Consider the following 23,540-nt stretch of genomic DNA (forward strand, 5'->3'; position numbering starts at 1 on the left):
GCCCCTGTATGCCGGAATGTCACCCGAGGCTGCAGACAAGGTTATCGATCACGTTGAGGCGCATCTTGGCAGCTGACGCTTAAGGCTGGGAAGATGAGAAAATCAATCTAAGGACGCGTCTTGAAGAAGTCTGTTGTCATCACGCAGTCAAACTATATCCCGTGGCGAGGATATTTCGACATGCTGCGCTCCGCAGATCAGGTTATTCTGCTGGATAGCGTTCAGTATACGCGGAGGGACTGGCGCAATCGTAACCGGATCAAGACTTCGAACGGGCCGGTATGGCTCACAATTCCGGTCGAGGCGAAAGGACGGTATAACCAAGCCATTGATGAGACTTTAATCTCTGATACTGACTGGGCGAACTCCCATCTTCGTTCTATCGAACTAGCATACCGTCGCGCGCCGCACTTCAACATGATCTTTCCCGAACTCGTTGATCTACTTCGAGATGCTGCCACCGAGCTCTACTTGACGAAAGTCAATGAGCGACTCATCCGGGCAATATGCCAGCGACTCGGTATTGACGTGCCTATCACCCGTTGCAGCGAAGTTCTTGATAGGGTTGTGCTGCGTACCATGGAACCCACCCAGCGCCTTCTCGAATTGTGCTTGGCCTCAGGGGCAACACGGTATCTCAGTGGACCAGCAGCGAAGGCTTATCTCGACGTCAGCCCCTTCAGCCAAAGCGGGATTGAAGTCGATTGGATGGACTACAGCGGGTATAGCGAATACCCCCAGCTTTGGGGCGGTTTCGATCCCACTCTGTCTATCATCGACTTGCTGTTGAACACCGGGCTAGAAGCAGGGTCCTTTCTGAAGAGGCCTTTGTGATGAAACTATCGATCGTCTCAACGCTGTACAGGTCCGCTGGTACCATTAATGAGTTCTGTAGGCGCAGTATCGCAGCCGCCGAGCAAATCACGGATGATATTGAAATCGTACTGGTCAACGACGGCTCGCCAGACGATTCACTTGAGCGTGCTCTTGCTCTTCATACTGCGGATCCGCGTATCGTCGTTGTTGACCTCGCTCGCAATTTTGGCCACCACAAGGCCATGATGACGGGCCTTGCTCATGCACGCGGCGATCTGATCTTTCTAATAGACTGTGATCTCGAAGAGGAGCCTGAACTCCTGAGCCAGTTTTACGCCACACAGCGACATGAAAATTGCGAAGTCGTCTACGGCGTTCAGGAAACACGCCGCGGCGGAACGATAGAGCGTATTACCGGAGGACTGTTCTTTTCCGTCGTGGAAGCATTGAGCGATCATAAACTGCCACGGAACTTGGTCACGGCCCGCCTGATGCGGCGCGATTACGTTCGTGCCCTCGTCAAGCATCGCGACCGTGAGTTCTTGATCGCCCATCTGTGGGACATTGCAGGCTTCAAGCAGGTACCGCTCAGGGTCAAGAAGCTATCTCTATCGCCGACAACCTATTCCCTGCATCGACGTCTAGAGATGGGGATCAAATACGTCACGACAACATCGACGAAGCTCTTGTATTACTTCTTATATGCGGGCATCTTGGTCGCCGGCTTCTCCACAGTTACAATTGGCTATTTTCTCATACGATATCTCATCTCCGGCATTGCCGTCGATGGTTGGACGTCGTTGATCGTATCCGTATGGTTCTTCGGCGGACTGACGACTCTCATCCTTGGCGTCTTGGGCATCTATATTGCAAACATCCTGTCAGAGACGAAGCGGCGTCCGTACACGATCGTCCGCCAAGTTCACCGGAAAGATCGCCACCATGTGAGAGCACCCGAGGTATCTGCCCTCGATTTTTGTCGCGAGGCAAAGATCCTCTGATGAGCACGAATGACCATGGCGACCTCATTGGCCAGGTCGCATCATATTATGCGAAGCGCCTTGCAGACCATGGCGCTACCCCACGCGGGGTCGACTGGAACGGGCTTGAATCCCATGAGTTGCGGCACAGCCAATTTCTGCGTCTTATTGATGATCCCTCTGCATCCGTACTCGATCTTGGGTGCGGCTTCGGGGACTTCCTTCGCTATCTTCGTCAGAGAGGCCATTGCGGGTACTTCACGGGCTATGATGTCGCGCCGAGCATGATCGCAGAGGCTAAACGCCTTCATGGTGAGTCGCCGGGACTTCTTTGGAAGATAGGCGCAAAGCCGGACGATGTCGCAGATTACGCAATCGCAAGCGGCATCTTCAACGTAAAGGGTAATGTCTCCGCTGATGCTTGGACACGATACGTTGAGGATACGATCAAAATTCTCGCGCAAAGTGGGCGGCGCGGCTGCGCCTTCAATGTCCTCAGCCTATCGAGCGACCCTGAGCACCGACGCGACGACCTTTTCTACGCTGATCCGGTGCAGATGCTGCAGTTCTGCCTCGAGCAGTTCGGCAGGTCCGTTGCACTTCTCCAAGATTACGGGCTCTATGAGTTCACAATCATAGTGAAGCACTCGGGTGCCAGAGCCTGACCCGAAAAGCAGACCCACTATCAAGTCAAATTGATGTTTCATTCGCGAGCATCATTGAGTGTGTAAAGTTCCGCCTCTTGTCCGCAAGGTCCGTTAAAGCGCGGTTGGGATCAGCGTAGGTGATAAGCCGGCATGCTGATCCAGCCTTGGGTATCTTTGGCGGTGATGGTGTCGAGGGAGGGTTTGAGTTCCGCCTCTAAGGCTTCAAGGGTGCGTGCGACTTTGGCCTGGGCCTGCTCGATCGGGTTGAACACCGGCGAGTAGCGGGGCAGATACAGCAGTCCGATCCCGGTCTGTGCGAGAAGCTCAATGACTTCGGTTGCATGGTCCGGGCGCAGGTTTTCCATCACCAAGATCGCATCCGGCCTCACCAGCCGGAGTGTAGGTACCAGCACTTGCTCGATACAGGCCAGCAGCACGGAAGTCGTGGTGGACGCCTCGGTGCTCATCGTGGCTACCAGACCCTCACACGTGAGCGCCGCTAACACCGTCAGCCGCTGCCAAGGAGCCGAGGGGGATAAAAACATATGCGCGTTGTCCCCGTGGGGCTTGCACATGGGGCACACCGCCGCTGTGCGGCTTGGACCGACGCCGGCCCTCCTCACGCGCCTTAGGGCGCCGTTTCGAGGTCATGGCGGGACAGACCTGAAAGCGGCGGCCGATTTCAACCCGGTGCCCGTCACCGCGCTCGCAGGCGATAGGAACACGCTCACGAAGATCAGCGGAATAGGGCTTGGGCATGGCTCGCCTCCTGGGCCATACGCCCATCAGCGCACAGTCCGCCCGAACAGATTCAAGCCCAGATCAAAAGCGCTTTAGGTGAAAGGAAACTCGCCATCCCAAACCGCGATTCCGAAACCCGTGGCCCCATAACCATTACCGTTATAGAGCAGCCAGAGTTTGCCGTGGAACCAGAACAGGGCAGGATAGCACGTCATTTCACTGTCCCAGCCATCGGCCGATAGACCAAGGCCGAGATCGGTATCCATTCTTGTCCATTGAAGTCCGTTTCGGCTTACTGCACCACCAATAAGGTAGCGGTTCCCACGATGAGCAAAGCACATCAGAAGAGATGAGCCGACTTTGACGACAGAAGGGCGGGCGAGCGCGTATTCATCGGCGGCATCGAACCCAACTGCGGTCGAACCGTCTCGCTCCCAACGGATTCCGTCCTGGGATCGAGCCATTTTGATCACATGGCTCATGTCTGTACTGTTCGCACCCCAGGTGAGATTGGAACCATACCACATTCGCCAATCATCATCTGCCAACTGCAGAACCCAGGGATATGACAGCGTATAGGGATCCTCCGGAGAGCGGTCGAGAATCGGTCCTTTGGAAAAACGCTCGAACCGTTCTAGGCCGGCGTTCGTCGTTGCGAGGCCGATAGAGTTTCTCCAGGGCGCACGGACTCCAAGATTCCATCCCATATAATAGAGGAGAAACTTGTCTCCCTTTGGGACGATACTGCCAATTCCGACGCCGCTATCATCGAAGGCTCCGTCGCTCCCGGGTGAGAGGGCAGCCGCGCTGGCCCCCCCAATGACTCTAGGGGGGCCCGATAGGTCCAGATCAATCCAGTCAACAGATGACCTGTTGTCACTGCTGCGCGCACTGAAGAAGACCCGGAACACGTCTTTTTGAATTTGCACCGGTACTGGCAGTGCAGTGTGGGTTTGTGCCCATGGTTTCGTACCCCGTTGGGAGTAAACCAAACCAAGACGGAGCCAGGACATAGTAGGTTACTACCTCAAATTCCACGCAAGCGCGTGCTGGGCACTTTTGCTCTCTCCGTACCACGAGGTGCTACAACGGAGAAATCAGGTTGATCTTCAAGGACCAGCGCCCCTGCTCCGAGGACGCATTGTTCACCAATGACCACGTGGTCTCGCAAAGTGGCGTTCACGCCGACGAAGCTACCGCGTCCGATTTTGACGCCACCCGATATGACTACGTGTGACGCAACGAAAACATCATCTTCGATAACAGAATGATGGCCAATGTGGTTTCCGCTCCACAAAGTGACATTCGATCCGACTTTGGCGAAGGGCTGGATCGTGTTGTCTTCCAGGATGAAGCAGTTCTCGCTGAGCTCGAAACCAGGAAACACACTGGCGCGACTGCTGAGATATGAGGCCAAGCGATAACCTTTGGCTCTGGCAGAGGCGACGCGGTCAGCGCGCAGAGCGTTCAATTTTGCATAGCTGAGAGCGATAAAGAGCTGAAACTCCTCAGGAGGGTAGGACTCGACGAGTTTCTCGTAAGCCACAACCGGACGCCCTCGAAACTGCTCTCGCCTGAGAAAGGCTTCATCAACCGTGAACGCTGCAACCTCAAAGGGGGAGTCATGCGTGAAGTAGAAGTCTGCGAGTTCGGCGATGTCACCGTCACCAAAGATAACAATTCGCTGCTGTTTCAAGGGTTGTCCTCATAGAGACTTTGAGAGCTATCGCTATCCGCGCGGATAGGGGTATCCCTTGGCTTTACCGCACACTCTCTGCTTTCGTGCCCACCCGATGATGCAACAGCTGAAAGTAGAGGAAGATCCGATAAGGCTAAACGAGGTTGATTTCAAGGTGAAACTCGTCAGTCGCATCCATCATGAAATTTTACGAATTTGTAAAATTTCCGATTGGAGGCACAAATTATTCCAGATAATTGCGTATAACAACTAAAAATTATAGCAGCCACGTGAATAAATTCTATATACTCGTGTGGTATTCTAACTTGTTCTGTAGCCTGAGCGAACCCTGCGGCAAATGACAGCAACTGAACTCGCCGTAGAGCTTGCTGGTTGCCGTGGCCCCTGATACGGCAAACGCCTTTGAAAAGCGCTTGATGACTCGGAAATTACCTATGGATCACCTGATCTGGATAGCCGCAACACTGACCTTGGGACTTTACGGACAGCTTGTTATGAAGTGGCGCGCGGACCTCCATGCGGCCAAGGCTATAGGCCATGGCCGTCCCGAGTTCCTATTTGCCATGCTGACAGACCCTTGGGTGCTTAGTGGCCTTGGTGGGGCGTTTCTGGCAAGTATTGCCTACATGTTCGTTCTGGAGAGACTTCCGCTATCCTTCGCATACCCACTGATGGCTCTATCGTTTGTCCTCGTGCCGGTCGCCAGTGTTCTGGTCTTCGGCGGAAAGATCCCTCTCGTACAGGCCGCAGGGCTCGCGCTGATCGTACTCGGGGTTTCTCTTTCGGCGCTATCGAAATAGGAGTGGGTCGTTCCATGTCCATGCCGGAACTGTCTACGAATCCTGCGAGGCTTTGCCCAAAGTGCGGCTCCAGCACCCCATTGTCGAAAGAAAGTCGCGCTTGGCCTTTGGATTGGACCTGCAGCGCCTGCTCTTATCGCCCTCCGTTCCAGGACAGTATCGTCCTGACCGCACCAGAACTTGCCGATACGGTATCTGGCTTCGATCCCGCAGATTTCGACTTTCTCGCAAAGGCTGAACTTGAACATTTCTGGTTTTCGGCCCGACGCAAACTGATTGCCTCGCTTGCCAGAAAGTATGCTCCCTATGCAAAGAGCTTTCTTGAGATCGGCTGCGGGTCAGGAAACGTCCTGAATGCAATGGCCCGAAGCCGCGACTGGGATCGAATCGTCGGGACAGAGATTCACCCCAGAGGGCTCAACCACGCGTCTCAGCGCCTTCCGTCAAACGTCGAATTGATCCAGGCTGACGCGCGCAGGCTTCCATTCTCTGAAGCATTCGATCTTGCGGGTGCATTCGACGTACTTGAACACATTTCTGAAGATGAGCTTGTTCTGGCAAAAGTTCGCGAGGCACTGGCATCCGGAGGGATTTTTATCGCAACCGTCCCACAGCATCCGTGGCTCTGGAGCGTTGCCGATGAAATTGCCTATCATGAACGGCGCTATCGGTATGGGGAATTAGAAGGCAAGCTCTCCTCAAGCGGTTTCAAGATTCTATTCTCGACGAGCTATACGACGCTGCTCCTCCCTGCCATGGCCCTGAGCCGCTTGAGGGCCAAGGGCGATAGAAGCGACACTGACGCGAAGGAGGCATTGCGCAATGAATTCAGGGTCTCACCTGTCCTCAATACGATGCTGCGCGAAGTGCTGAACCTCGAAACGGGCTTGACCCTGCTCGGTGTCAGATGGCCCATTGGTGGAAGCAGAGTTGTCGTAGCACAAAAAGGCTGACTTCGGATTATGGCTCAAGATACGAGTGGCGTTCGCTCTGTTCTCTCGCACCCTCTTGTGTACGATATTGCTCAATTTCTTATGGGGGCATCGCGTAATCGGCGATGGATGCAGCGTACCTTCATCCAAGCGAAACCCAACGAGCGAGTCCTTGATGTGGGCTGTGGTACGGCTGACATCCTTTCCGTCTTGCCGGAGGTTCAATATGTCGGGTTCGACATCAGTGAACCTTACATCAAGCATGCACAGCAGCGGTGGCGCAATAGAGGGCAGTTTTTCGCACAATACCTCAGCAAGGCTTCGCTAAACTCCCATGAACCATTTGATCTGATTCTGGCGACGGGCCTACTGCATCACCTTGATGACAGCGAGGTGCACGATCTCCTCGATAACTTGGCAACCCATTTAAAGCCGAATGGGCGCATTATTACTGTCGATGGATGTTTCACGGACGGCCAGAATCCGATTGCCAAATTCGTCATTCAGCAGGACCGAGGTAAAAGCGTACGCTCACCCGAAGCCTATGCAGTCCTAGCCAGGAAGAGTTTTGCCTCGGTTGAAGGGTGGCTTTGTGAGCGTGCCTGGATCCCTTATACCTACTGGATTATGCGGATTTCTGAACCTATCGGTGCCCCGACCCCAGACAATGACCAGGAAACCACTTAAGGCCACTAGAGCATCGGACCCAAAAGTGGACCCACTTTTGGGATCCAATCCGATGCTTCCTTCTTGGGAAGTGCGCATCGTTCATTGCGGAAAACCGGGTCCACCTTTCGCTAGCGCGGCCCGCCGGGTCCGCACGATGCTCTAGAAACGACTTGCTATCGAAGTTCCTCAGCCGAGCGGAACAAATTGAGCACAGAACCGCTAAATCAGACCACCCTTGTGACAAGGCAGATCTCATGAGTATGAAGCTCAGAACGCGCGCAGCGCCAGAGACATCATCTCATCAGTTCTCACATGGTAAGGCAATTCGCCTTAGCCGCTCCAGCTTTCCCATTGTCTGCCCTATGCGAACCTGTTCGGACAAGGTCTGGCGCATCGCGTGAAAAAAGCGCTTGTTTTCCTCTGAAGCAAGTCTTCGGCTCGTGCCGATGAGACACTACTCTAGAGTAAGAGCACCGGATCAAAAGCATAATCCAATTTTTGTACAATGTTTTGGCACCTCTGTAAGCCCATTATTCTAATCACTCGCGTGGGTCACAATTAATAAGTCGATTGCGACTCAAATCAGCAATACTCTCAATAATATACACGACACGGCTACCACCAGAGGCGCTGTCCAGAGCGCATATCGCAGTATCATCGAGAGGCTCATCACTAACTCGCGGAACAACGACCTGCCATCCCCGGTATTTGATTCCTGAAGCGCAATTCCTCCAGAGCGGAGGATACCCATTGACTACTGGTACTCCAGTTACTGCTGGTATAATTCTGGAACTTGCTTCACAGTGTGCCGTCCACGTCCAGAAGTCTTTATGTGCTGGCGGCGCATAGACACGAAGGCCCTTACCAAAGCGATGGCGGTAGGCAATAATCTCGGCGAGTAGCTTCTGGCGCGCTTGAAAATTGGGTTCCGCCTGCATGCTCAGTATGCTTCGGCGTGCGGACGCGATTCTTTTGAGCCCCCGTGTGATATAAGAGTCTGATGGGAGAAGAGCAGCGAGTACTATTGCCGTTGTGAATACAACAGCTATTTCCTTTCGCTTAATCGAGCTTTGATTATCGCTGCGAGCCACTATTGCAGATGAAAGAGCGGCGAGGATGGAGAGGCTCAGCCACATCTGTACATTGATGATGTAGTATTGCCCTAAAGATATGGTGCTTGATAACCCGGGCGCATTAGCGACTACCGCGAATACCACTATGACCAGTAGCAGAACGTTCCTGCGATAGCCCCCCCAAAGGGGCGCAGAACGAAGAAGCAAAAGCGCGATCGTTAGGAGTGTCACCGAATTAACAAGAAAAGCCTTTTCTAGAGCTCTCCAGGACAATTCGCTATAATACGGGCGTTCACCGCCTTCCGCGCCGACCACGGATGAGAAAATATCGCCTGTAACGGCTAGAAAGCTTGGAATAAAGACGGCGCTGACGGCCAAGGCGGAGAGAACCATCCAGATCAAACGCTGAGAAATGGTCGGACGGCGCCACGCATCTATCCATCCAGCAAGACCAAATAGCCCGGCAGACAATGTTCCGACACTAGCCTTCCCGAAAGTTGCCAAAGAAACTCCGGCTAGACCAGCAATTGCCAGAATGGCGCGGCTCCGCTGGTCTTGCGCCATTCCAAGGGCTAAGCCGGAAACTACCGGAACCAATACAGACGAGAAAATAAACAAAGCTACGACATACGTTTCGCTGACGAAGTATGATCGGTAGTCTGGATAGATGATCATGCCTGTTCCAACGACAGTTGCCGCTATAATCAATCGGCCCCTGCCTCCGTTAAGTGCGATAGCACCGGACAAAACAGAGCTGAGCATGAGTGGAAACAAGATTATGCTATAGATTTTGTCTGCGACATTCGCAGTTTCACCTTTGAGAAGGCTGGCAAGCCACCCGATGAGTGCATGCGCGAGCGCATACATGGTAAGGGGCGTCACACCGTCCACACCGGTCGATACGACGTGCTGATGGCGGATCATTTGAGCGAGAGCCAAATGCATAACGGTATCAACATGAGCTGTACCGCGCGCCAGAAATTCATGACTAAAGACTGTGAGATAGCCGCCACCTTGGATGGGGATAGCGCTTAACGAACCAAACAGGAGGCCAATCAGAAAGATCCCTAAAGTGTAGTTTAAATGCTTTGTCTGCCGGCGAATTGTCACGTCCAAAGACGACAATAACACAATTGCTACAACAGATACTCGCCCAATGGGTCCGGCGAGCCCGGCAAGTGCAAGTAGAAGCGTGCTAGAAACGACAAGTGGACCAAAAAACAGTGTTCCCTTGTTAAGATCTAAGCGCAAGCGTTCAATGATCATGACTGGAGTTAAAATTGCAGCTGAAACAGCAACAAAGCACATTAAACTCGCGGACAGATCGACTTTGCCGATTTGCCATTCCAGAAATAAACCTACCATAGTGGCAGCGGTGGAAATGCCTAACGTAAAGGCTGCGGCTTGGCGCCCTGGGGAGAAGTACTCGGGCTTAGTAAACAACTTACAGGTTCCTGACTGTGATCGCCATATGGTGGACGATCTAACATGGCCAGATCATCGCGTGCAATTTAGTACCGAGCAGATACAACTCATAACATTATTTGTTCGCTCATCAGTCCGGAATTATACCGCACCCTAGAGAGAACGCCTCGTCGCAGCCTAAAAGCGCCTGAGATATAATTCACCATCGCAAGCGAGGAGGTTTGCCATGTCCATTCCTGTCACCCTCCGGTCCGATTGCAATGCCGTTCGCCTGCGCCAGCTTGCCCGTTGGAGCAAGGATGTCCCGCAGACGCGCCGCTTGCTGACCCTGGCAGTGACGTACGGGGTGGCTCGCGCGCCCAAGCGGCGAGATCGCCGGGGCTAGCGCATCGTGCCGACTCAGCGGTCCGCGCTAGCGAAAAGTGGACCCGGTTTTCGCTGATGCAGCCCTACGGGTCCGCTCAAACGATGCGCTCTCTCCAAGAAGGGAGAATCGGATCAATCCCAAAAGTGGATTCCACTTTTGGGTCCGATGCTCTCGGGATCTGGTTTGCTGATAAGGCGCGCATCGACCAGAAGAACAAGATCGTCCGCCGCTGTGCCAGGCGCTGCACGCCCGAGGCTCTGACGCCGCCTCTCACCCAATGACGCTACGGAATTCGCCTATTCCCCGGTGTTCGAGTAGAAGCTCGGCATGGACAACGGCTTTGTCTGAAGACACTCTGCGTAGGATCTGCAATCGTCCCACGCCCGCGTGCAAATGGCTGGGCTATCGCACGCCGCTCCGATGAGCAATCCGGCCCTGACGATGCAACCTCACCAGTTCCAACCCGAGAACTCCTGACCGACATGAGATCTGCGGCCCACTCGTCGTCGTACTGAAACAACCGGTTCGGTCGGTTGGAATTTCTCAGGTTAGATGCTATTTGCCCTCTCGCCCATGCAATGGATTTAAGACCGCGACGGCCGAGACACTCAGTCTTTTTCAAGCCTGTTTCATTCTCTAACGATTAGGATTTGCCAGATGCCCGGCATCGCACGCCAGTTCGAGCCGCAGATCACGCGCAGTGGCGGCACGCCCTCCAAGTTCCGCTTTACGATCCGCTGCTCCGAATGCGCCAAGACTGACGCCTACGAGTCCAACAGGTCCGTCAGTCATGATTTCGTCAAACGCTACTTTGACGAGCGTGGCTGGCTGCTCGGGCGCGACCGCTCCTATGACATCTGTCCGGTCTGCTTGGCGCGCTCGCATGGCTCATCCGAAGCGAGACCGTCGGGTCAGTCGCAACGCATGGCGGCTGCGCCCGATAAGCGCCACCGGGATACAGCCGATATTCTGGCCCGTCATCTCGGCAAGCCGGAGGCTCTGGCCGCGGAGGTCTTCCGTCCCAAAGAGACGCCGCCCCGGGTATCCGCGCCGCAGGCTCCTTCGCCATCGACGCCCGTGCCGGACCTCCCCCCAGCAATGGAGCGAGTTCTTGCCGACATGGCGGCGGATCTGAAAGGCCTGCGCTCGACCATGGAGCTCGTAGCCGAACAAGTGGCCCAGCTGGCAGCCCTCAGTAGCAGCCAGGTCGATGCCATCGCGCGTTTCGCCCCTGCCCTCATCAAGTCCGCCGAGAGCCTCTCAGGAAGCCTTCGCCACGTAGCGGGCGCGGTTCAGACTGTGCCGCATGGGTCGGCTCCTGACCTTGAGCGGCAGTCCACTTTGGAAGCGGGCACGGCGGTAGAATCGGCGCGCGCCGATGATGCTCGACCGACACAAGCCGTTGAAAGCGAAGAACCATCGCCTCCGAAGCGGCGGACAGGTGTGCGGCGCGCCAGAGTCGAAGCGGACCAGGTGGGCGCCCACGCCGTCGTGGTGAGGTCCATTGCAGACGCCAAGCGCGCGGATCGGTTCTACACCTCGATTCGTCTGCCGAGGGAACTCTGGGACCAAGCGGGATTTGGTCCCGATGACCGCCTCATGCTGGAGTGGAGCGGCAAGGCCTTGATCATCGAGCGCACGAGGGACGGCGGCGTGAAGCCGAAAGCGGTTGGGAACACCTCGGTGGTTCTGCAGTCCTGGAAGCTCGGCAATCTCAACTTCGATCAGCCGAAAGTGACGGGAGCCGACGGCTCTTTACGCATCGTGGTTGGACGTAAGCCCCCCGTGGCCTGAACGCCTTGGGACGCGCGCTCTTCACTTGAACCTCCCTGTCGCCCAAGGGCATCGGACGTGAAAAGTGGACCTGCTTTTGGGAGCCAATTCGATGCTCCACTCCTTCAATGGCACATCGTTCGGAGCGGACCCGAAGGGCCACGTTCGTGAGAACCGGTTCCCACTGTTGCGTCCGATGCTCTAGACCCTTCTTCTGCTTTGAAGCAAGCGCTCAGCGGGGGACGCCAGAATCGTCGTGAGAACCACGATGGCCGCGCCAAGGCACAGGGCTGTCGATGGGACTTCGCCGAAGAAGAGCCAGCCGACAAAGCCTGAAAAGACGATCGACAGGTATCCGATCGGAGCCAGAAGCCGCGCCTCCTGCTTCTGGTAAGCCTGCAGCCAGCAATACTGCCCCAGCTGCGCCAGGACGCCGACCAGGATGATGTTCGGCGCCTCGGTCCAGGGGATCGGCACCCACACGATGGCAGCCGGGATGGATGTCAGGATCGTCAGGCCCACCGTGTAGAAGAGCATGAGCACGACGGTGTCCTCGCCAGCGAGGCGTCTGGTCTGAACAACCGCCAGCGATCCGAAGAAGACGGATCCGAAGGCCGCGATCAGTCCCATGTTCCATGGGATCGTATCCGGCTGGACCATGATGATGACACCCAGGAAACCGATAGCCGTGAAGGTATAGCGCGTTCGGCTGACGCTCTCCCCGAGCATGAGCGCCGCCATCACCAGGAGCACGAGCGGCCGGGTGAACCCGATCGCGGTCACCAGCGCGAGAGGCAGCGCCGCGAAGGCCGCGAAGTTGAATGTCAGCGCGATGGAGTTGAACCCGACCCGCGCGAGATGGCCGCGGATGTTCGACAAATTCGTCAGCTTGGCACGGTGGCGCCAAATCAGCGGCGCAACCGACAGGAACCCGACGAGCGAACGCAGAAAGACGAGCTGGATGGCCGGATAGGTTTCGCCCTCCGCCTTGACGATGGCCTGCATGGTCGTGACCAGCGCCATGTCGAGCAGGAGCCAGCCCGCGCTTCGCCACAACGGGATCGGAGGCGGGGATGAATCGGTTTCAGGCGGGGCCTCCATGTCCTCTCGCGGGCCGTTACGCGGGCTGAACCAGATTCGCGAGCAGGCGGAAGGCGCCGGGCACCAGCTTGTCCAGCTGATGGTGCAGCACGAGTGCCACATGCGTATGACGCCCCTGTCCGATGCGCGCCGACAGGAGCGAGCCCTTGAGGGGGCTTTCTCCGGGATCGTTCAGGGCCAAAAGCTCCTCATAGGATGGGTCGTATTCCGACGCGAAGTACAGCCCCCTCTCCTTGTCCCAACCCTGCCAGTCACCAGCCTCGATCCGGTTCGGATATGACAACAAGGGATTGTCCGGCTGCAGAACCGTGACCGGTGCGGCCGGATCGGTCACGCGCCACCGGAGCGACGGCGACCCGATGGCGAGGCGGCGCGGCGGCGTACGGTCGGGGCCCCACCTGTCGGTCGGGCGGTGGTAGAGCGTCACCAAGTGTCCGCCCTCCTCCACGAAGCCATGAAGGCGTCCGCTCGCGGCCTGGAGGTCCCGCCGGAGTCCGAATGCGAAGATGCCGACCACGATGGTCGTGAACTCCGAAAGAGACCCTGCGGTCAGATCGGCTTGCGTGAGATCCGTCACATCGAGGCCGAGGCAGCGCATATGGGTACCGACATTGTCGCTTCCACCGCCCACATATCCGATGCGCGCACCGGCCGGGAGAGCGACGTCGAGCATCAGAACCTTGACCTCCACGGGCGCAACGAAGGACGTGGGCCGGATATGAGGATAGGCAACGGTCTCGATCCGGCTCGCCGGCCTGCCATCCACGAGCGGAACGAGCTTTGCGATCCCGGTGCTTGCCCCTGGCGGCGGATCGATGACCCAGTCGCTGCCCTCGGCTCGAACGCTCCAGCCGTCCGGCGCACGCCATTCCGTGGGGCAAGCCCCGATGGCCCGGATCCGAATGGCGGACGAATGGGTTCCGGTCCGGATGACGGCTGTCTCCGGATCGAGAGACAAGGACTGCTGGGGCCCGATCTTCAGAGGCTCCTCGGGATCCCGATCGATCCTGATGGTATGGCCGTCCACGTCGCCTGAGACGACGATTCCGGCCTCGCCATTGCCGCCCATGGGGTCGAAGGTCTCGGGGTAATTCCCCGTATGCGACGCAAAGGCGGAAATCGCGAGCGCATATTCCACGTGCCCCGGCGGCCCGCTCGTCCCGATCACGTCCACTCCGTCAGGTAGGCGGGGTGAGACCGTCAGATTCGCAAGATCCGGCGCGTCGATATGGATATCCAGGCCCATCCGGGCCGCTGGATGGCATGGGCCCTTGAAGATTGCATGCGCCCCACGCGCATGGACTTCGAAAAGAACAGCATCGATCTCCCGCAGCTTGCGGTCGAGGCGATGTCCCATTCGGTCGGCGGTCCCCCGGTCGAGGCCGCTTCTGGCCGTTTCGATCAGGCGCGCCGCCTGGACGAGCGCCTCGCCAATCCGCTTGCGATCCGGGAATGCGGCGATGCCCGTATTGATGTGCTCCTGCGCCTTTCGCAGGGCCGCGGCAGCCGCCTGCGTCAGCTCCGGTGCGGCAGCAACGTCCGTAAGGCTCGCAGGCAGATGATCCCGAATGTCGCCCTCGGGCTCCGGCGGGCCGTCGGACCGGAGCTTCAGGTGAAGGCTCCACTGGTCGATGGGATCGTCTCGCCACACACCCATACCTTGGGACGCATGCGCGGCCCGGGACCACTCGCCGAGCTGCCGATACGCCAAGCCGGTGACCTCGTCACCTTCGGCAACCCGGACGTCGAGCGTCGTAGGCGGCGGCGGCACCTCATCGTCGTATGCGTAGCTCGCTCCCGACCATGCCGGGAGATAGAACTTGCGCACCTGCCAGGGTGAGAGACCAAGCTTCCCATGTTCCGGGAAGGCCGAAGGATCGGCGGCCAGAGCCCATGCCGTTTCGGCCGCCCGGGTCATTGCCCGGTGATGGCCGTGCTGCCCCGGCACGTCCAAGAAGGTCGGGATGACGATGTCCGGCCGGTACTGCCGATAAGCCCGAACGAGCCGCTCGACGACGCGGTCCTCGCCCCAGCGCCGGAGCGTATCCTCTCCATTCTTTGAGAAGCCGAAATCATGAACCGGATCGTCCGGTCCGTGGCCGAGCCATGCCACGTCGGCGTCCATGCGGCGGGCGGCCTCTTCCATTTCGGCGGTTCTCAGCACACCGAGGATCCCTCCCCGTTCCGGACCGAGGGCATTCTGGCCGCCCTCCCCCCTTGTGGAACAGGCCACGACGACGCGCATGCCATAGGCAAATCGCAATGCGGCCAGCAGGCCGTTGGCCTCGTCGTCCGGATGCGCCCCGGTATTCATCACCGTGAGGGTCGACCGCAATCGGCTTAAAGCGCGATGCAGGCGAACAAGGGCCGGCTGATGGACAGCGCGAGCAAGACGGTCGTGACTATCCGGCACGGGAGATCTCCTCGTTCAATGGATCCCGGTGAGCCGCCTGGGCCGTGTCGAGCCGGGGTGTCATGGTTTCCAGAAGCGGCAAGGCGGCGGCACCGAGCGCGGCCGTGAACCGGCCCGTGCGCCCATGGATCAGACGCGCTTCGCTCCGGTTCCTGTGGCGCGCGACCGACAATGGAAGCGGCTGCATGGCCTGGATGAGATCCTCCAGCAGGCTCGGAGGAAGAGCGCCGCCGATCACGATCGCTTCCGGGTCGAAGAGGTTCTCGAGCATGGCGATCTGAGGCGCCAGATGCCCGGCGGCCTCCCGGACCCAGGAGCCGACGACGGGATGCCCGTCATGATGGAGCTGCTCCAGGCGCGCATAGTCGATGCCCCGGATGCCAGCCGCCTTCAGCCGTTCGGTCAGGGCATGGATGGAGGCATAGGCCTCGAGGCACCCGTGCTGGCCGCATGAGCAGAGGCGTCCTCCCTTCTCGATGAGCACGTGCCCGATCTCGCCCGCATTTCCGTTGGCTCCCCGGTAAGGGCGGCCATCGATCATGATCCCGAGCCCCAGCCCCTGCCCGAAGAAGATCATGCAGAAATTCTTCAAATCCCTGGCGGCTCCGTGAAGTCGCTCGCCGACGGCCGCCGCGGTGGCGTCGTTCTCGAGGGTGATGGACGCGCTCAGCACCTGCCCGATACCGGACACGGCATCGAAATCGAGCCATCCCGACAGGGTCGTCGGTCCGACAGACGTCATGCCCTCGACATTGAAAGGACCCGGCATGACGACGCCGACCCCGAGGAGCTGCGGGACAGGAGATTTCAGCTGCGCACGGGCGGCCTCGATTTCGGCCTTGATGATGGGAAGCACCGTATCGGGATCGTTCCGCTCGATCGCAAGGGTCCGCTGGGCGCGGACGCAGCCGCCGATATCCACCAGAAGGGTCGAGATGTGATCCGCGGCGATTTCGACGCCTGCCGTCATGGCGCCATCGGGATTGACCGCAAACTGGATCGGCGGGAGCCCGCGGCCCGCCCGAAGCCGCCCGGTCTTGATGAGCAGGCCGTCCGCGACGAGATCCTCGACGATGTTCGAAACCGCCTGCGTGCTCAGATGCGCATGGCGCGAGATTTCCATCCGGCCGACGGGACCGAGCTGACGCACGACATCCAGCACGACGCGGCGATTATGAGAGCGGTTGCGCTCCGGATTGCTCCCAATCGTCGACGACGTCCCGGTCTTGGATTCTCTCGGCATCTCCGACACTCCACCCCGTTACGATGACGCGAGGCAATGAATAACTCAAGTGAATTATGTTATTGACAGGCCGCCGACACTAGGAGAGCCTGAGAAGCGGAACGGTCTTGAGACCGGGACCCGTGAAAAGTCGGCGCAAGGCGCCGGGCAATAATGGAGAGGGATATGCGTTTTCGTCATCTGCTCGCGGGCGTCGCCATGAGCTGCGCCACCCTGGCGGCGTTCGGCGCCAAGGCCGTCGAGATCGAATACTGGCAGTACGTGTTCGACACGCGCGTCAAAGCGATGAACCAGCTGATCACGAAGTTCCAGGAAGCGAACCCGGACATCAAGGTCAAGCAGACCACGTTCCCCTACGCCGACTATCAGACGAAAGTCGCCGCCGCGATTCTGGCCGGCCAGGGGCCGGATGTGGTTCAGCTCTTCTATGGATGGACCGACAATTTCGTCGCCGGCAAGATGATCCGCCCCTTGCGGGCCGAGGCGTTCCCGGCAGCCGATATCGAGCGCGACTTCTTCCCGATCGTGAGCGCAATGAAGCGCGGAAACGACTATTACGGCCTGCCGACGGCCGTGCGCTCGCTGGCGCTGTTCTACAACAAGAAAGCCTTCAAGGACGCTGGCCTCGACCCCAACAATCCGCCCAAGACGCTCGAGGAGCTCGTCGCCGCGGCCGAGAAGACGACCAAGCGCGACGGCAGCGGCAACATCGTGTCCGCCGGCTTGACGCTCGACATGGCCGGTCAGGATCATCAATGGTGGCGCGAGGTGCTGGTCCGGCAGTTCGGCGGCGCCCCCTACACGGACAACGACACCAAAGTCACCTATAACGACGAGGCCGGCCTGAAGGCCCTGACCTTCTACACGGATCTCCAGAAGAAGCATAAGGTCGGCCAGGTCGGCTTCATGGACGAAGGACAGGCTGCATTCCGGGCGGGCCTTGCCGCCATGACCATCGACGGCACCTTCCGTCTGGGCTCCTTCAACACGATCAAGGGCTTCGAATGGGGTGTGACCGAGCTTCCCGCCAATGCCCAGGGCGTGCGCAGCAACTACGCCAGCTACTTCGCCAACGCGATCACCACGAAGGCCGAGGGCGAGAAGCTCGCGGCAGCCGAGAAGTTCCTGGCCTATGTGTCTTCGCCCGAAGCCATGAAGATCTGGATGGATGTCGTCGGAGAACTGCCGGCCCGCCGCGCAGCCGCTCTCACGCCCGAGAACGTCTCGCACCCGATCTATGGTCCGTTCCTCAAGGGCCTCGAATATGCTCACACCACGCAGTTCAAGGATGAGGCGGCCCAGCGGCAGGTGGCCATGGACATGGTCAACCGCGTCCTGATCGGCGGCGACGAGCCGAAGGCCTCGCTCGCCAAGGCGGCCGAGGACGAGCAGGCGATCATCGACCGCGCCAAGCGCTAAGAAAGTCCGCGAGGATCCAACGATGTCCGTTGTCGCACAGAGAGAGGCCGCCCAAGGCGGCCTCTGGTCGAGAATGAGTCTCGGCCAGAAACAGGTGATATGGGCGTGGGGTTTCCTCGCGGTTCCTCTGATTTTCTATGTGGTAATCCGCTTCTGGCCGACATTTCAGGCCTTCTACCTCTCGGTCACGGACTGGAGCATCACGCGGCCCGCGAGCTTCGTCGGACTCGAGAACTACAAGAGGCTGTTTGCGGATCCCCTCTTCTGGCAGGTGTTCCGCAACACCTTCATGTATCTGATCCTGGGCACGCCGATCAGCCTGCTGATCTCATTCGTCGTGGCCTATTATCTCGACCGCGTGCGGTTCATGCATTCGTTCATCCGCGCGTTGTATTTCCTGCCGTTTCTGACGACGGCGGCCGCGATGGCGTGGGTGTGGCGCTGGTTCTACCAGCCTGTTCCCATCGGCGTGATCAATGACATCCTGTCGAGCTTCGGCATTCCTCAGCAGCCGTTCCTCCGCTCGACCGTGCAGGCGCTGCCGGCCGTGCTGGCTCCCGCGGTCTGGGCGGGCCTCGGCTTCCAGATCATCATCTTTCTCGCCGGCCTGAGGGCGATTCCCGTCACCTATTACGAAGCCGCGCGCATCGACGGCCTCTCGGAGGGCGCGATTCTCCGGAAGATCACGATTCCGCTGCTCAAGCCGACGCTCGTCTTCCTCGTCGTGTTCTCGTCGATTGGCTTCCTGCGTATCTTCGACCAGGTCTACAACATCAACACGAACGATCCCGGCGGCCCCCTGAATTCGACCAAGCCCCTCGTGCTGATGATCTATCAGACGGCGTTCAGCTCCTACGAAATGGGCTATGCGGCGACTCAGACGGTCGTCCTGTTCATGATCCTGCTCGTCATCTCCCTCGTTCAACTGCGCCTCATGAGAGACCGCTGATGACAACCGTCGCATCTTCCCAAGGTCTGTCCATGCCGCGGATCAGGCCCGGCCGGATCGTTGCCTGGACGCTCCTGTTCATCGGCGGCGTCATCATGGTGACGCCCCTCCTGTTCATGCTCTCGACGTCCCTCAAGGACGCCTCGCAGGTCTATGATCTGCGCGTGATTCCAGCCTCGCCCACGCTCGACAACTATATCGAGATCCTGAGCGACGGACGCTTCGTGCGCTGGTTCGTCAACTCGATGATCGTGGCGGTCATCGTCACCCTCTCGAACGTCTTCTTCGACAGCCTTGTCGGCTACACGCTGGCGAAGTTTCGGTTCCGCGGCCGGTACGTCGTCTTCATCGCGATCCTGTCCACCCTGATGATCCCGACCGAGATGCTGGTGCTGCCCTGGTACCTCATGGCCAGCCAGTTCGGGTGGCTCGACAGCTATTGGGGCATCATGTTCCCGGGCATGATGACGGCCTTCGGCACCTTCCTGATGAAGCAGTTCTTCGAAGGCGTACCGAACGACTTCCTGGAAGCTGCGCGCATCGACGGGCTCAACGAGTTCACCATCTGGTGGAAGATCGCCATGCCGCTGGTCACCCCTGCCCTGTCGGCGCTTGCGATCTTCACCTTCCTGGGCAATTGGACGGCCTTCTTCTGGCCGCTCATCGTGACCACGAGCGCCGATCTCTACACGCTGCCGGTCGGCCTCTCGAGCTTCGCGGTCGAGCAGTCGATTCAGTGGGAGAAGATCATGACGGGCGCGAGCATCGCGACCCTGCCGACCCTCGTCATCTTCCTGTTCCTTCAACGCTACATCGTCCGAGGCGTGATGCTGGCCGGACTGAAAGGCTGAAGCCGATGACCGCAGGCACCTTCAAAGACACCTCCGTTTTCCCGGATCCGGTCTACAAGGAAACCGTGCTTCGTCCGCTCTTCGACGGCGCGAAGGACCACCATGTCGAGGGCTTTCGGCTCATCGACCGCGCCCATCTCGTCATGCTCCACGAGACCGGGATCCTGACCATCGAGCAGGCCCGTCCCATCGCCCAGGCTCTCGAGGCCATCGACCGCGAGATCGACGTCGCCAGGCTCGTCTATACCGGCGAGGTCGAGGACTTCTTCTTCCTCATCGAGAAGGAGCTGCGCACCCGTCTCGGAACGGATCTCGCGGGACGCCTTCACACGGCGCGCTCCCGCAACGATATCGACCACACCCTGTTCAAGCTCGGTCTCAAAGCCCGGATCGATCCTCTGCTGGAACGTCTCGTCCATCTGGCCGAGACGCTGGCATCGGTCGCAGAGCGGGAAGGCGGGACGCTGATCGTCGCCTACACTCATGGCCAGCCGGCCCAGCCGACCGTCTTCGGTCACTACCTGTCCGCGATGCTGGAGACCTTGCTGCGCGACATCGCGCGGCTCGAAGCTGCCCGGGACATCGTCGACCGCTCTCCCATGGGGGCCGCCGCCATTACCACGAGCGGTTTTCCCATCGACCGGGCGCTGATGGCGAACCTGCTCGGCTTCAGCCGTCCCTTGCAAAATTCCTATGGATGCATCGCATCCATCGACTACATCACGTCGACCTATTCGGCCATCGAACTGGTCTTCCTGCATCTCGGACGATTCATCCAGGACCTGCAGTTCTGGACGAGCTTCGAAGTCGGCCAGGTCTACGTTCCCAATGCCTTCGTGCAGATCAGTTCGATCATGCCGCAGAAGCGCAATCCCGTTCCAATCGAGCATATGCGGCACCTCGCGTCCCAGACCGTCGGGCGTGCGCAGGCCATGCTCACCATCATGCACAACACACCCTTTACGGACATGAACGACAGTGAGGGGGAGACCCAGGGCTTCGGCTACGGCGCCTTCGAGAGCGGCGGGCGCGTCCTCGACCTGCTCGCGGCTCTTGTTCCGGCGCTTCGCATCAACGGAGACAGGGTCCGCGACAACATCCGCCGCAGTTGCATCACGGTCACCGAACTCGCCGACAGCCTTGTGCGGCGAGAGGGGCTGTCCTTCCGCGAAGCGCATGAGATCGCGGCGGAGGTCGCCCGTTCGGTCGTCGCCGTCGGGGGAGATATCGCGGTCGACGGCTACGAGGCCTTTCAGGCGGCCTTCGAACACTGCACGAAGCGCCGGGCGACGATCGACAGGACGCAGTTCTCCGAGATCGTCTCGCCGGAGAATTTCGTGGCCGTCCGCGATCGGTTCGGCGGCCCGGCTCCAAGGGCGCTGTCCCAGGCGATCGCCGGATATCGCGACATCATCTCCGAGATCCGCCAACGGATGCAGGACACCCGGACGCGGGAGAACGCCTCCGCCCGGGATCTTCAGGCTCGCTTTACCTCACTTCTCGGAGATCGCTAATGGCGACCATTGAAATCGATCGCCTCGTCAAGCGCTACGGACAGACGACGGTCGTCCATGGAATCGACCTGTCGATCCGGGATGGCGAGTTCGTCGTCCTGGTCGGCCCTTCCGGATGCGGCAAGTCGACGACGCTACGGATGATCGCCGGACTCGAGGAAATCAGCGACGGCGCGATCCGGATCGACGGGCGTGTCGTCAACGACCTTCAGCCGAAGGATCGGAACATCGCCATGGTGTTCCAGAACTACGCCATCTATCCGCACATGACCGTCGCTGACAACATCGCGTTCGGCCTCTACCGCTCCAAGCTCTCGGCGGGCGAGAAGCGTCAACGCGTCGAGGAGGTCGCCGCGACGCTCGGCCTGTCGCAGCTTCTGGAGCGCCGTCCCTCGGCGCTTTCGGGCGGCCAGCGCCAGCGCGTCGCGATCGGCCGCGCGATGGTTCGCGATCCGGCCGCGTTCCTGTTCGACGAGCCTCTCTCCAATCTCGATGCACAGCTGCGCACGCAGATGCGGATCGAGATCAAACGGCTCCATCACCGGCTCGGCACCACCTCGGTCTTCGTCACTCACGACCAAGTCGAGGCCATGACCATGGCCGACAGGATCGTGGTGATGCGCGACGGCCGGATTCTTCAGGTCGGCACTCCCCTGGAGCTCTACGACAAACCCGTGGATGTCTTCACCGCGCGATTCATCGGAAGCCCGACCATGAACCTGCTTCCGGCGGTCCTGCGGGAGGGCGGAGCGGATCTTGCGACCGGCGGCTCGGTTCGGGCCCCGTCCTCGTCGGCGACAACGCCCGAGATCCTCGTGGGCGCACGCCCGCAGGATCTCGTTCCGGTCGCTTCGGACGCGCAGGGCCTGACCGTCTCGGGCACGGTCGCCGTCGTGGAGACTCTGGGCTCCGAAACGCTCGTTCATATCGAGAGCGAGGGGCAGACCGTCATCGGTTCCGCCCCGGGCCGACACATCCCGCGGATCGGGGAGCACCTGACCCTCCATGCTCCCGCGGAGCGGCTCTATTACTTCGACAAGACCACAGAGAAGGCACTGGCGGCCCAATGAGCGGAATGCCCTCCGAGCGCAACAAGGTCGTGTGCCTTGGGCGGATCTATTGCGATATCATCTTCACGGGCCTGCGCGAGATGCCTGTGCTCGGCCAGGAGCGATTTGCGCAGAACGTGACGATCACGGGCGGCGGCGGCGCCTATATTACGGCGGCTCATCTTGCCTCTCTCGGCCGCCCGGCCGCGCTCCTCACCCGCCTCGGAACCGACCCGCTGTCACGCGGCCTCGATGCGGAGCTCGCGGCCAGCGGAATCGATCTGTCCTTCATTGAACGATCGGACGACGCCGGTCCCCAGCCGACCGTCGCGCTCGTCATGGACGGCGAAAGAGCCTTCGTGTCGCGGCGTGCGGGCGGCTCCCGGCCGTCGACCCTGGAGCAGGCCCTGGCGGCTCGCGATGTCGCCCATCTGCACATTGCGGAATTCGCCACTCTCAGGGACAACCCGGACGTGATCGCCCTGGCGCGCAGCTTGGGCCTGACGATCTCGCTCGACCCGAGCTGGGACGATCACCTGATCCGCCAGGATGCGGGTTTCTTCGAGATCTGCGCAGGGATCGACGTCTTTTTCCCCAATGTCGAGGAAGGAAGAGCACTGACCGGCGAAAGTTCGGCGGAGACAATCATGCACAGCCTCCGCGAGCGATTTCCTCTGGTCGTGCTCAAACGCGGCGAGTCCGGCGCGATGGCCTCGTCGCAGGCTGGTTCCGTTTCGGCCGAGGCGATCCCGGTCGATGTGGTCGACACGACGGGAGCCGGCGATGCGTTCAACGCCGGCTTCCTGCACTCCTGGCTCGAAACCCGGGATATCGAAAAAAGCCTGGCGGCCGGAGTCGAATCGGGTGCCCTTTCCGTCCAGTCGGCAGGCGGAGCCCCGTCGCGACAGTTCTGACGGGGCAGTCACGCGTTCGCGTTGTGCAGCTTGGTGGACTTTTCGGCGAAGTGGATCCGGTTCGCCGTCGAAAAGTGCAGCAGATCAACGACAAGAGTTGATTCCACCTCAATGGAAACAGCTCCGGAGCGCATCGCTCATGTCTGGAGGGTGCAGGGACATCAC

General features: G+C 59.3%; 22 protein-coding genes (1 of these 22 only partly in view). 15 read left to right on the forward strand and 7 right to left on the reverse strand.

Annotated elements, in window-relative coordinates; all coding sequences use genetic code 11:
- The 4 genes in view from rffA to AB8841_RS07085 are tightly spaced (at most 44 nt apart) and all read left to right on the forward strand, a layout consistent with a single transcriptional unit that may run on beyond the window.
- On the forward strand, positions 1-76 hold the end of the coding sequence (rffA, locus tag AB8841_RS07070; protein WP_370435080.1) for a dTDP-4-amino-4,6-dideoxygalactose transaminase. 1,061 nt of this gene lie to the left of the window's left edge; the window shows 76 of its 1,137 coding nt (coding positions 1,062-1,137); its start codon lies beyond the left edge, outside the window; its stop codon occupies positions 74-76.
- A 44-nt stretch (positions 77-120) separates the two neighbouring features.
- Positions 121-834 (forward strand): WbqC family protein, encoded by a 714-nt coding sequence (locus AB8841_RS07075; RefSeq protein ID WP_370435081.1) that lies wholly within the window; start codon positions 121-123, stop codon positions 832-834.
- Entirely contained in the window at positions 834-1,817 is a 984-nt protein-coding gene (locus AB8841_RS07080) for a glycosyltransferase family 2 protein (RefSeq protein WP_370435082.1), read from the forward strand. Before AB8841_RS07075 ends, AB8841_RS07080 begins: the two co-directional genes overlap by 1 nt.
- On the forward strand, positions 1,817-2,461 hold the full coding sequence (locus AB8841_RS07085) for a class I SAM-dependent methyltransferase (RefSeq protein ID WP_370435083.1): 645 nt from the start codon (positions 1,817-1,819) through the stop codon (positions 2,459-2,461). The genes AB8841_RS07080 and AB8841_RS07085 overlap by 1 nt, the downstream gene beginning before the upstream one ends.
- Positions 2,462-2,571: 110 nt before the next feature.
- Here AB8841_RS07085 and AB8841_RS07090 read toward each other — a convergent pair whose 3' ends face one another.
- From AB8841_RS07090 to AB8841_RS07100, 3 genes are all read right to left on the reverse strand, one after another.
- On the reverse strand, positions 2,572-3,018 hold the full coding sequence (locus AB8841_RS07090) for a transposase (RefSeq protein ID WP_370435084.1): 447 nt from the start codon (positions 3,016-3,018) through the stop codon (positions 2,572-2,574).
- A gap of 258 nt (positions 3,019-3,276) precedes the next feature.
- The gene (locus AB8841_RS07095) at positions 3,277-4,197 is read right to left on the reverse strand and encodes a hypothetical protein (RefSeq protein WP_370435085.1); all 921 of its coding nucleotides are present in this window, start codon (positions 4,195-4,197) and stop codon (positions 3,277-3,279) included.
- Positions 4,198-4,211: 14 nt separating this feature from the next.
- The gene (locus AB8841_RS07100) at positions 4,212-4,880 is read right to left on the reverse strand and encodes an acetyltransferase (protein WP_370435086.1); all 669 of its coding nucleotides are present in this window, start codon (positions 4,878-4,880) and stop codon (positions 4,212-4,214) included.
- Between the two features lie 437 nt (positions 4,881-5,317).
- Here AB8841_RS07100 and AB8841_RS07105 point away from each other — a divergent pair, with 437 nt between their 5' ends.
- Genes AB8841_RS07105 through AB8841_RS07115 form a run of 3 tightly spaced genes read left to right on the forward strand, consistent with a single transcriptional unit; the run spans position 5,318 to position 7,302 of the window.
- Positions 5,318-5,683 (forward strand): EamA family transporter, encoded by a 366-nt coding sequence (locus AB8841_RS07105; protein ID WP_370435087.1) that lies wholly within the window; start codon positions 5,318-5,320, stop codon positions 5,681-5,683.
- Positions 5,684-5,697: 14 nt separating this feature from the next.
- The gene (locus AB8841_RS07110) at positions 5,698-6,636 is read left to right on the forward strand and encodes a class I SAM-dependent methyltransferase (RefSeq protein WP_370435088.1); all 939 of its coding nucleotides are present in this window, start codon (positions 5,698-5,700) and stop codon (positions 6,634-6,636) included.
- A 9-nt stretch (positions 6,637-6,645) separates the two neighbouring features.
- Positions 6,646-7,302: a class I SAM-dependent methyltransferase gene (locus AB8841_RS07115; protein ID WP_370435089.1), complete on the forward strand. Its 657-nt coding sequence runs from the start codon at positions 6,646-6,648 to the stop codon at positions 7,300-7,302.
- A 521-nt stretch (positions 7,303-7,823) separates the two neighbouring features.
- Here AB8841_RS07115 and AB8841_RS07120 read toward each other — a convergent pair.
- Positions 7,824-9,800, reverse strand: a complete 1,977-nt coding sequence (locus AB8841_RS07120) for a hypothetical protein (protein WP_370435090.1) — start codon at positions 9,798-9,800, stop codon at positions 7,824-7,826.
- A 208-nt stretch (positions 9,801-10,008) separates the two neighbouring features.
- Between AB8841_RS07120 and AB8841_RS07125 the strand changes: the two genes are divergently transcribed.
- Positions 10,009-10,167 (forward strand): hypothetical protein, encoded by a 159-nt coding sequence (locus AB8841_RS07125; RefSeq protein WP_370435091.1) that lies wholly within the window; start codon positions 10,009-10,011, stop codon positions 10,165-10,167.
- A 639-nt stretch (positions 10,168-10,806) separates the two neighbouring features.
- Complete coding sequence (locus AB8841_RS07130) at positions 10,807-11,943, forward strand: hypothetical protein (protein WP_370435092.1); 1,137 nt, start codon at positions 10,807-10,809, stop codon at positions 11,941-11,943.
- 180 nt (positions 11,944-12,123) lie between these two features.
- On the opposite strand, the gene AB8841_RS07135 is transcribed toward AB8841_RS07130, so the two are convergent.
- From AB8841_RS07135 to AB8841_RS07145, 3 genes are read right to left on the reverse strand one after another with little or no spacing between them, the layout of a single operon-like run.
- Positions 12,124-13,023 carry a DMT family transporter gene (locus AB8841_RS07135; protein ID WP_370435093.1) on the reverse strand — a complete coding sequence of 300 codons (900 nt, stop codon included), beginning with the start codon at positions 13,021-13,023 and terminating at the stop codon, positions 12,124-12,126.
- Between the two features lie 16 nt (positions 13,024-13,039).
- A complete protein-coding gene (locus tag AB8841_RS07140; RefSeq protein WP_370435094.1) occupies positions 13,040-15,436 on the reverse strand; it encodes a PIG-L family deacetylase in 2,397 nt (798 codons plus the stop codon).
- Positions 15,426-16,679, reverse strand: a complete 1,254-nt coding sequence (locus tag AB8841_RS07145) for an ROK family transcriptional regulator (protein ID WP_370435095.1) — start codon at positions 16,677-16,679, stop codon at positions 15,426-15,428. The genes AB8841_RS07140 and AB8841_RS07145 overlap by 11 nt, the downstream gene beginning before the upstream one ends.
- Before the next feature lie 153 nt (positions 16,680-16,832).
- Here AB8841_RS07145 and AB8841_RS07150 point away from each other — a divergent pair, with 153 nt between their 5' ends.
- From AB8841_RS07150 to AB8841_RS07175, 6 genes are read left to right on the forward strand one after another with little or no spacing between them, the layout of a single operon-like run.
- Positions 16,833-18,098, forward strand: a complete 1,266-nt coding sequence (locus AB8841_RS07150; protein ID WP_370435096.1) for an extracellular solute-binding protein — start codon at positions 16,833-16,835, stop codon at positions 18,096-18,098.
- Positions 18,099-18,120: 22 nt separating this feature from the next.
- Positions 18,121-19,047, forward strand: coding sequence for a carbohydrate ABC transporter permease (locus tag AB8841_RS07155; RefSeq protein WP_370435097.1), 927 nt, complete (start codon positions 18,121-18,123; stop codon positions 19,045-19,047).
- Entirely contained in the window at positions 19,047-19,898 is an 852-nt protein-coding gene (locus AB8841_RS07160) for a carbohydrate ABC transporter permease (RefSeq protein ID WP_370435098.1), read from the forward strand. The genes AB8841_RS07155 and AB8841_RS07160 overlap by 1 nt, the downstream gene beginning before the upstream one ends.
- Before the next feature lie 5 nt (positions 19,899-19,903).
- Positions 19,904-21,412 carry an argininosuccinate lyase gene (gene argH, locus AB8841_RS07165; RefSeq protein ID WP_370435099.1) on the forward strand — a complete coding sequence of 503 codons (1,509 nt, stop codon included), beginning with the start codon at positions 19,904-19,906 and terminating at the stop codon, positions 21,410-21,412.
- Complete coding sequence (locus AB8841_RS07170; protein WP_370435100.1) at positions 21,412-22,482, forward strand: ABC transporter ATP-binding protein; 1,071 nt, start codon at positions 21,412-21,414, stop codon at positions 22,480-22,482. Before argH ends, AB8841_RS07170 begins: the two co-directional genes overlap by 1 nt.
- Complete coding sequence (locus AB8841_RS07175; protein WP_370435101.1) at positions 22,479-23,375, forward strand: carbohydrate kinase family protein; 897 nt, start codon at positions 22,479-22,481, stop codon at positions 23,373-23,375. Before AB8841_RS07170 ends, AB8841_RS07175 begins: the two co-directional genes overlap by 4 nt.
- The last annotated feature ends 165 nt before the right edge of the window (positions 23,376-23,540 follow it).

Source organism: Microvirga sp. TS319 (assembly GCF_041276405.1).
In the GTDB taxonomy this organism is placed as follows: Bacteria; Pseudomonadota; Alphaproteobacteria; order Rhizobiales; family Beijerinckiaceae; genus Microvirga.

Bases quoted from the DNA above. Each gene is read 5' to 3' on its own strand.
- AB8841_RS07080 (WP_370435082.1), top strand. From the start codon at position 834: ATGAAACTATCGATCGTCTCAACGCTGTACAGGTCCGCTGGTACCATT.
- AB8841_RS07085 (WP_370435083.1), top strand. From the start codon at position 1,817: ATGAGCACGAATGACCATGGCGACCTCATTGGCCAGGTCGCATCATAT.
- AB8841_RS07090 (WP_370435084.1), bottom strand. From the start codon at position 3,018: ATGTGCAAGCCCCACGGGGACAACGCGCATATGTTTTTATCCCCCTCG.
- AB8841_RS07095 (WP_370435085.1), bottom strand. From the start codon at position 4,197: ATGTCCTGGCTCCGTCTTGGTTTGGTTTACTCCCAACGGGGTACGAAA.
- AB8841_RS07105 (WP_370435087.1), top strand. From the start codon at position 5,318: ATGGATCACCTGATCTGGATAGCCGCAACACTGACCTTGGGACTTTAC.
- AB8841_RS07110 (WP_370435088.1), top strand. From the start codon at position 5,698: ATGTCCATGCCGGAACTGTCTACGAATCCTGCGAGGCTTTGCCCAAAG.
- AB8841_RS07115 (WP_370435089.1), top strand. From the start codon at position 6,646: ATGGCTCAAGATACGAGTGGCGTTCGCTCTGTTCTCTCGCACCCTCTT.
- AB8841_RS07125 (WP_370435091.1), top strand. From the start codon at position 10,009: ATGTCCATTCCTGTCACCCTCCGGTCCGATTGCAATGCCGTTCGCCTG.
- AB8841_RS07130 (WP_370435092.1), top strand. From the start codon at position 10,807: ATGCCCGGCATCGCACGCCAGTTCGAGCCGCAGATCACGCGCAGTGGC.
- AB8841_RS07135 (WP_370435093.1), bottom strand. From the start codon at position 13,023: ATGGAGGCCCCGCCTGAAACCGATTCATCCCCGCCTCCGATCCCGTTG.
- AB8841_RS07145 (WP_370435095.1), bottom strand. From the start codon at position 16,679: ATGCCGAGAGAATCCAAGACCGGGACGTCGTCGACGATTGGGAGCAAT.
- AB8841_RS07150 (WP_370435096.1), top strand. From the start codon at position 16,833: ATGGAGAGGGATATGCGTTTTCGTCATCTGCTCGCGGGCGTCGCCATG.
- AB8841_RS07155 (WP_370435097.1), top strand. From the start codon at position 18,121: ATGTCCGTTGTCGCACAGAGAGAGGCCGCCCAAGGCGGCCTCTGGTCG.
- AB8841_RS07160 (WP_370435098.1), top strand. From the start codon at position 19,047: ATGACAACCGTCGCATCTTCCCAAGGTCTGTCCATGCCGCGGATCAGG.
- argH (WP_370435099.1), top strand. From the start codon at position 19,904: ATGACCGCAGGCACCTTCAAAGACACCTCCGTTTTCCCGGATCCGGTC.
- AB8841_RS07170 (WP_370435100.1), top strand. From the start codon at position 21,412: ATGGCGACCATTGAAATCGATCGCCTCGTCAAGCGCTACGGACAGACG.
- AB8841_RS07175 (WP_370435101.1), top strand. From the start codon at position 22,479: ATGAGCGGAATGCCCTCCGAGCGCAACAAGGTCGTGTGCCTTGGGCGG.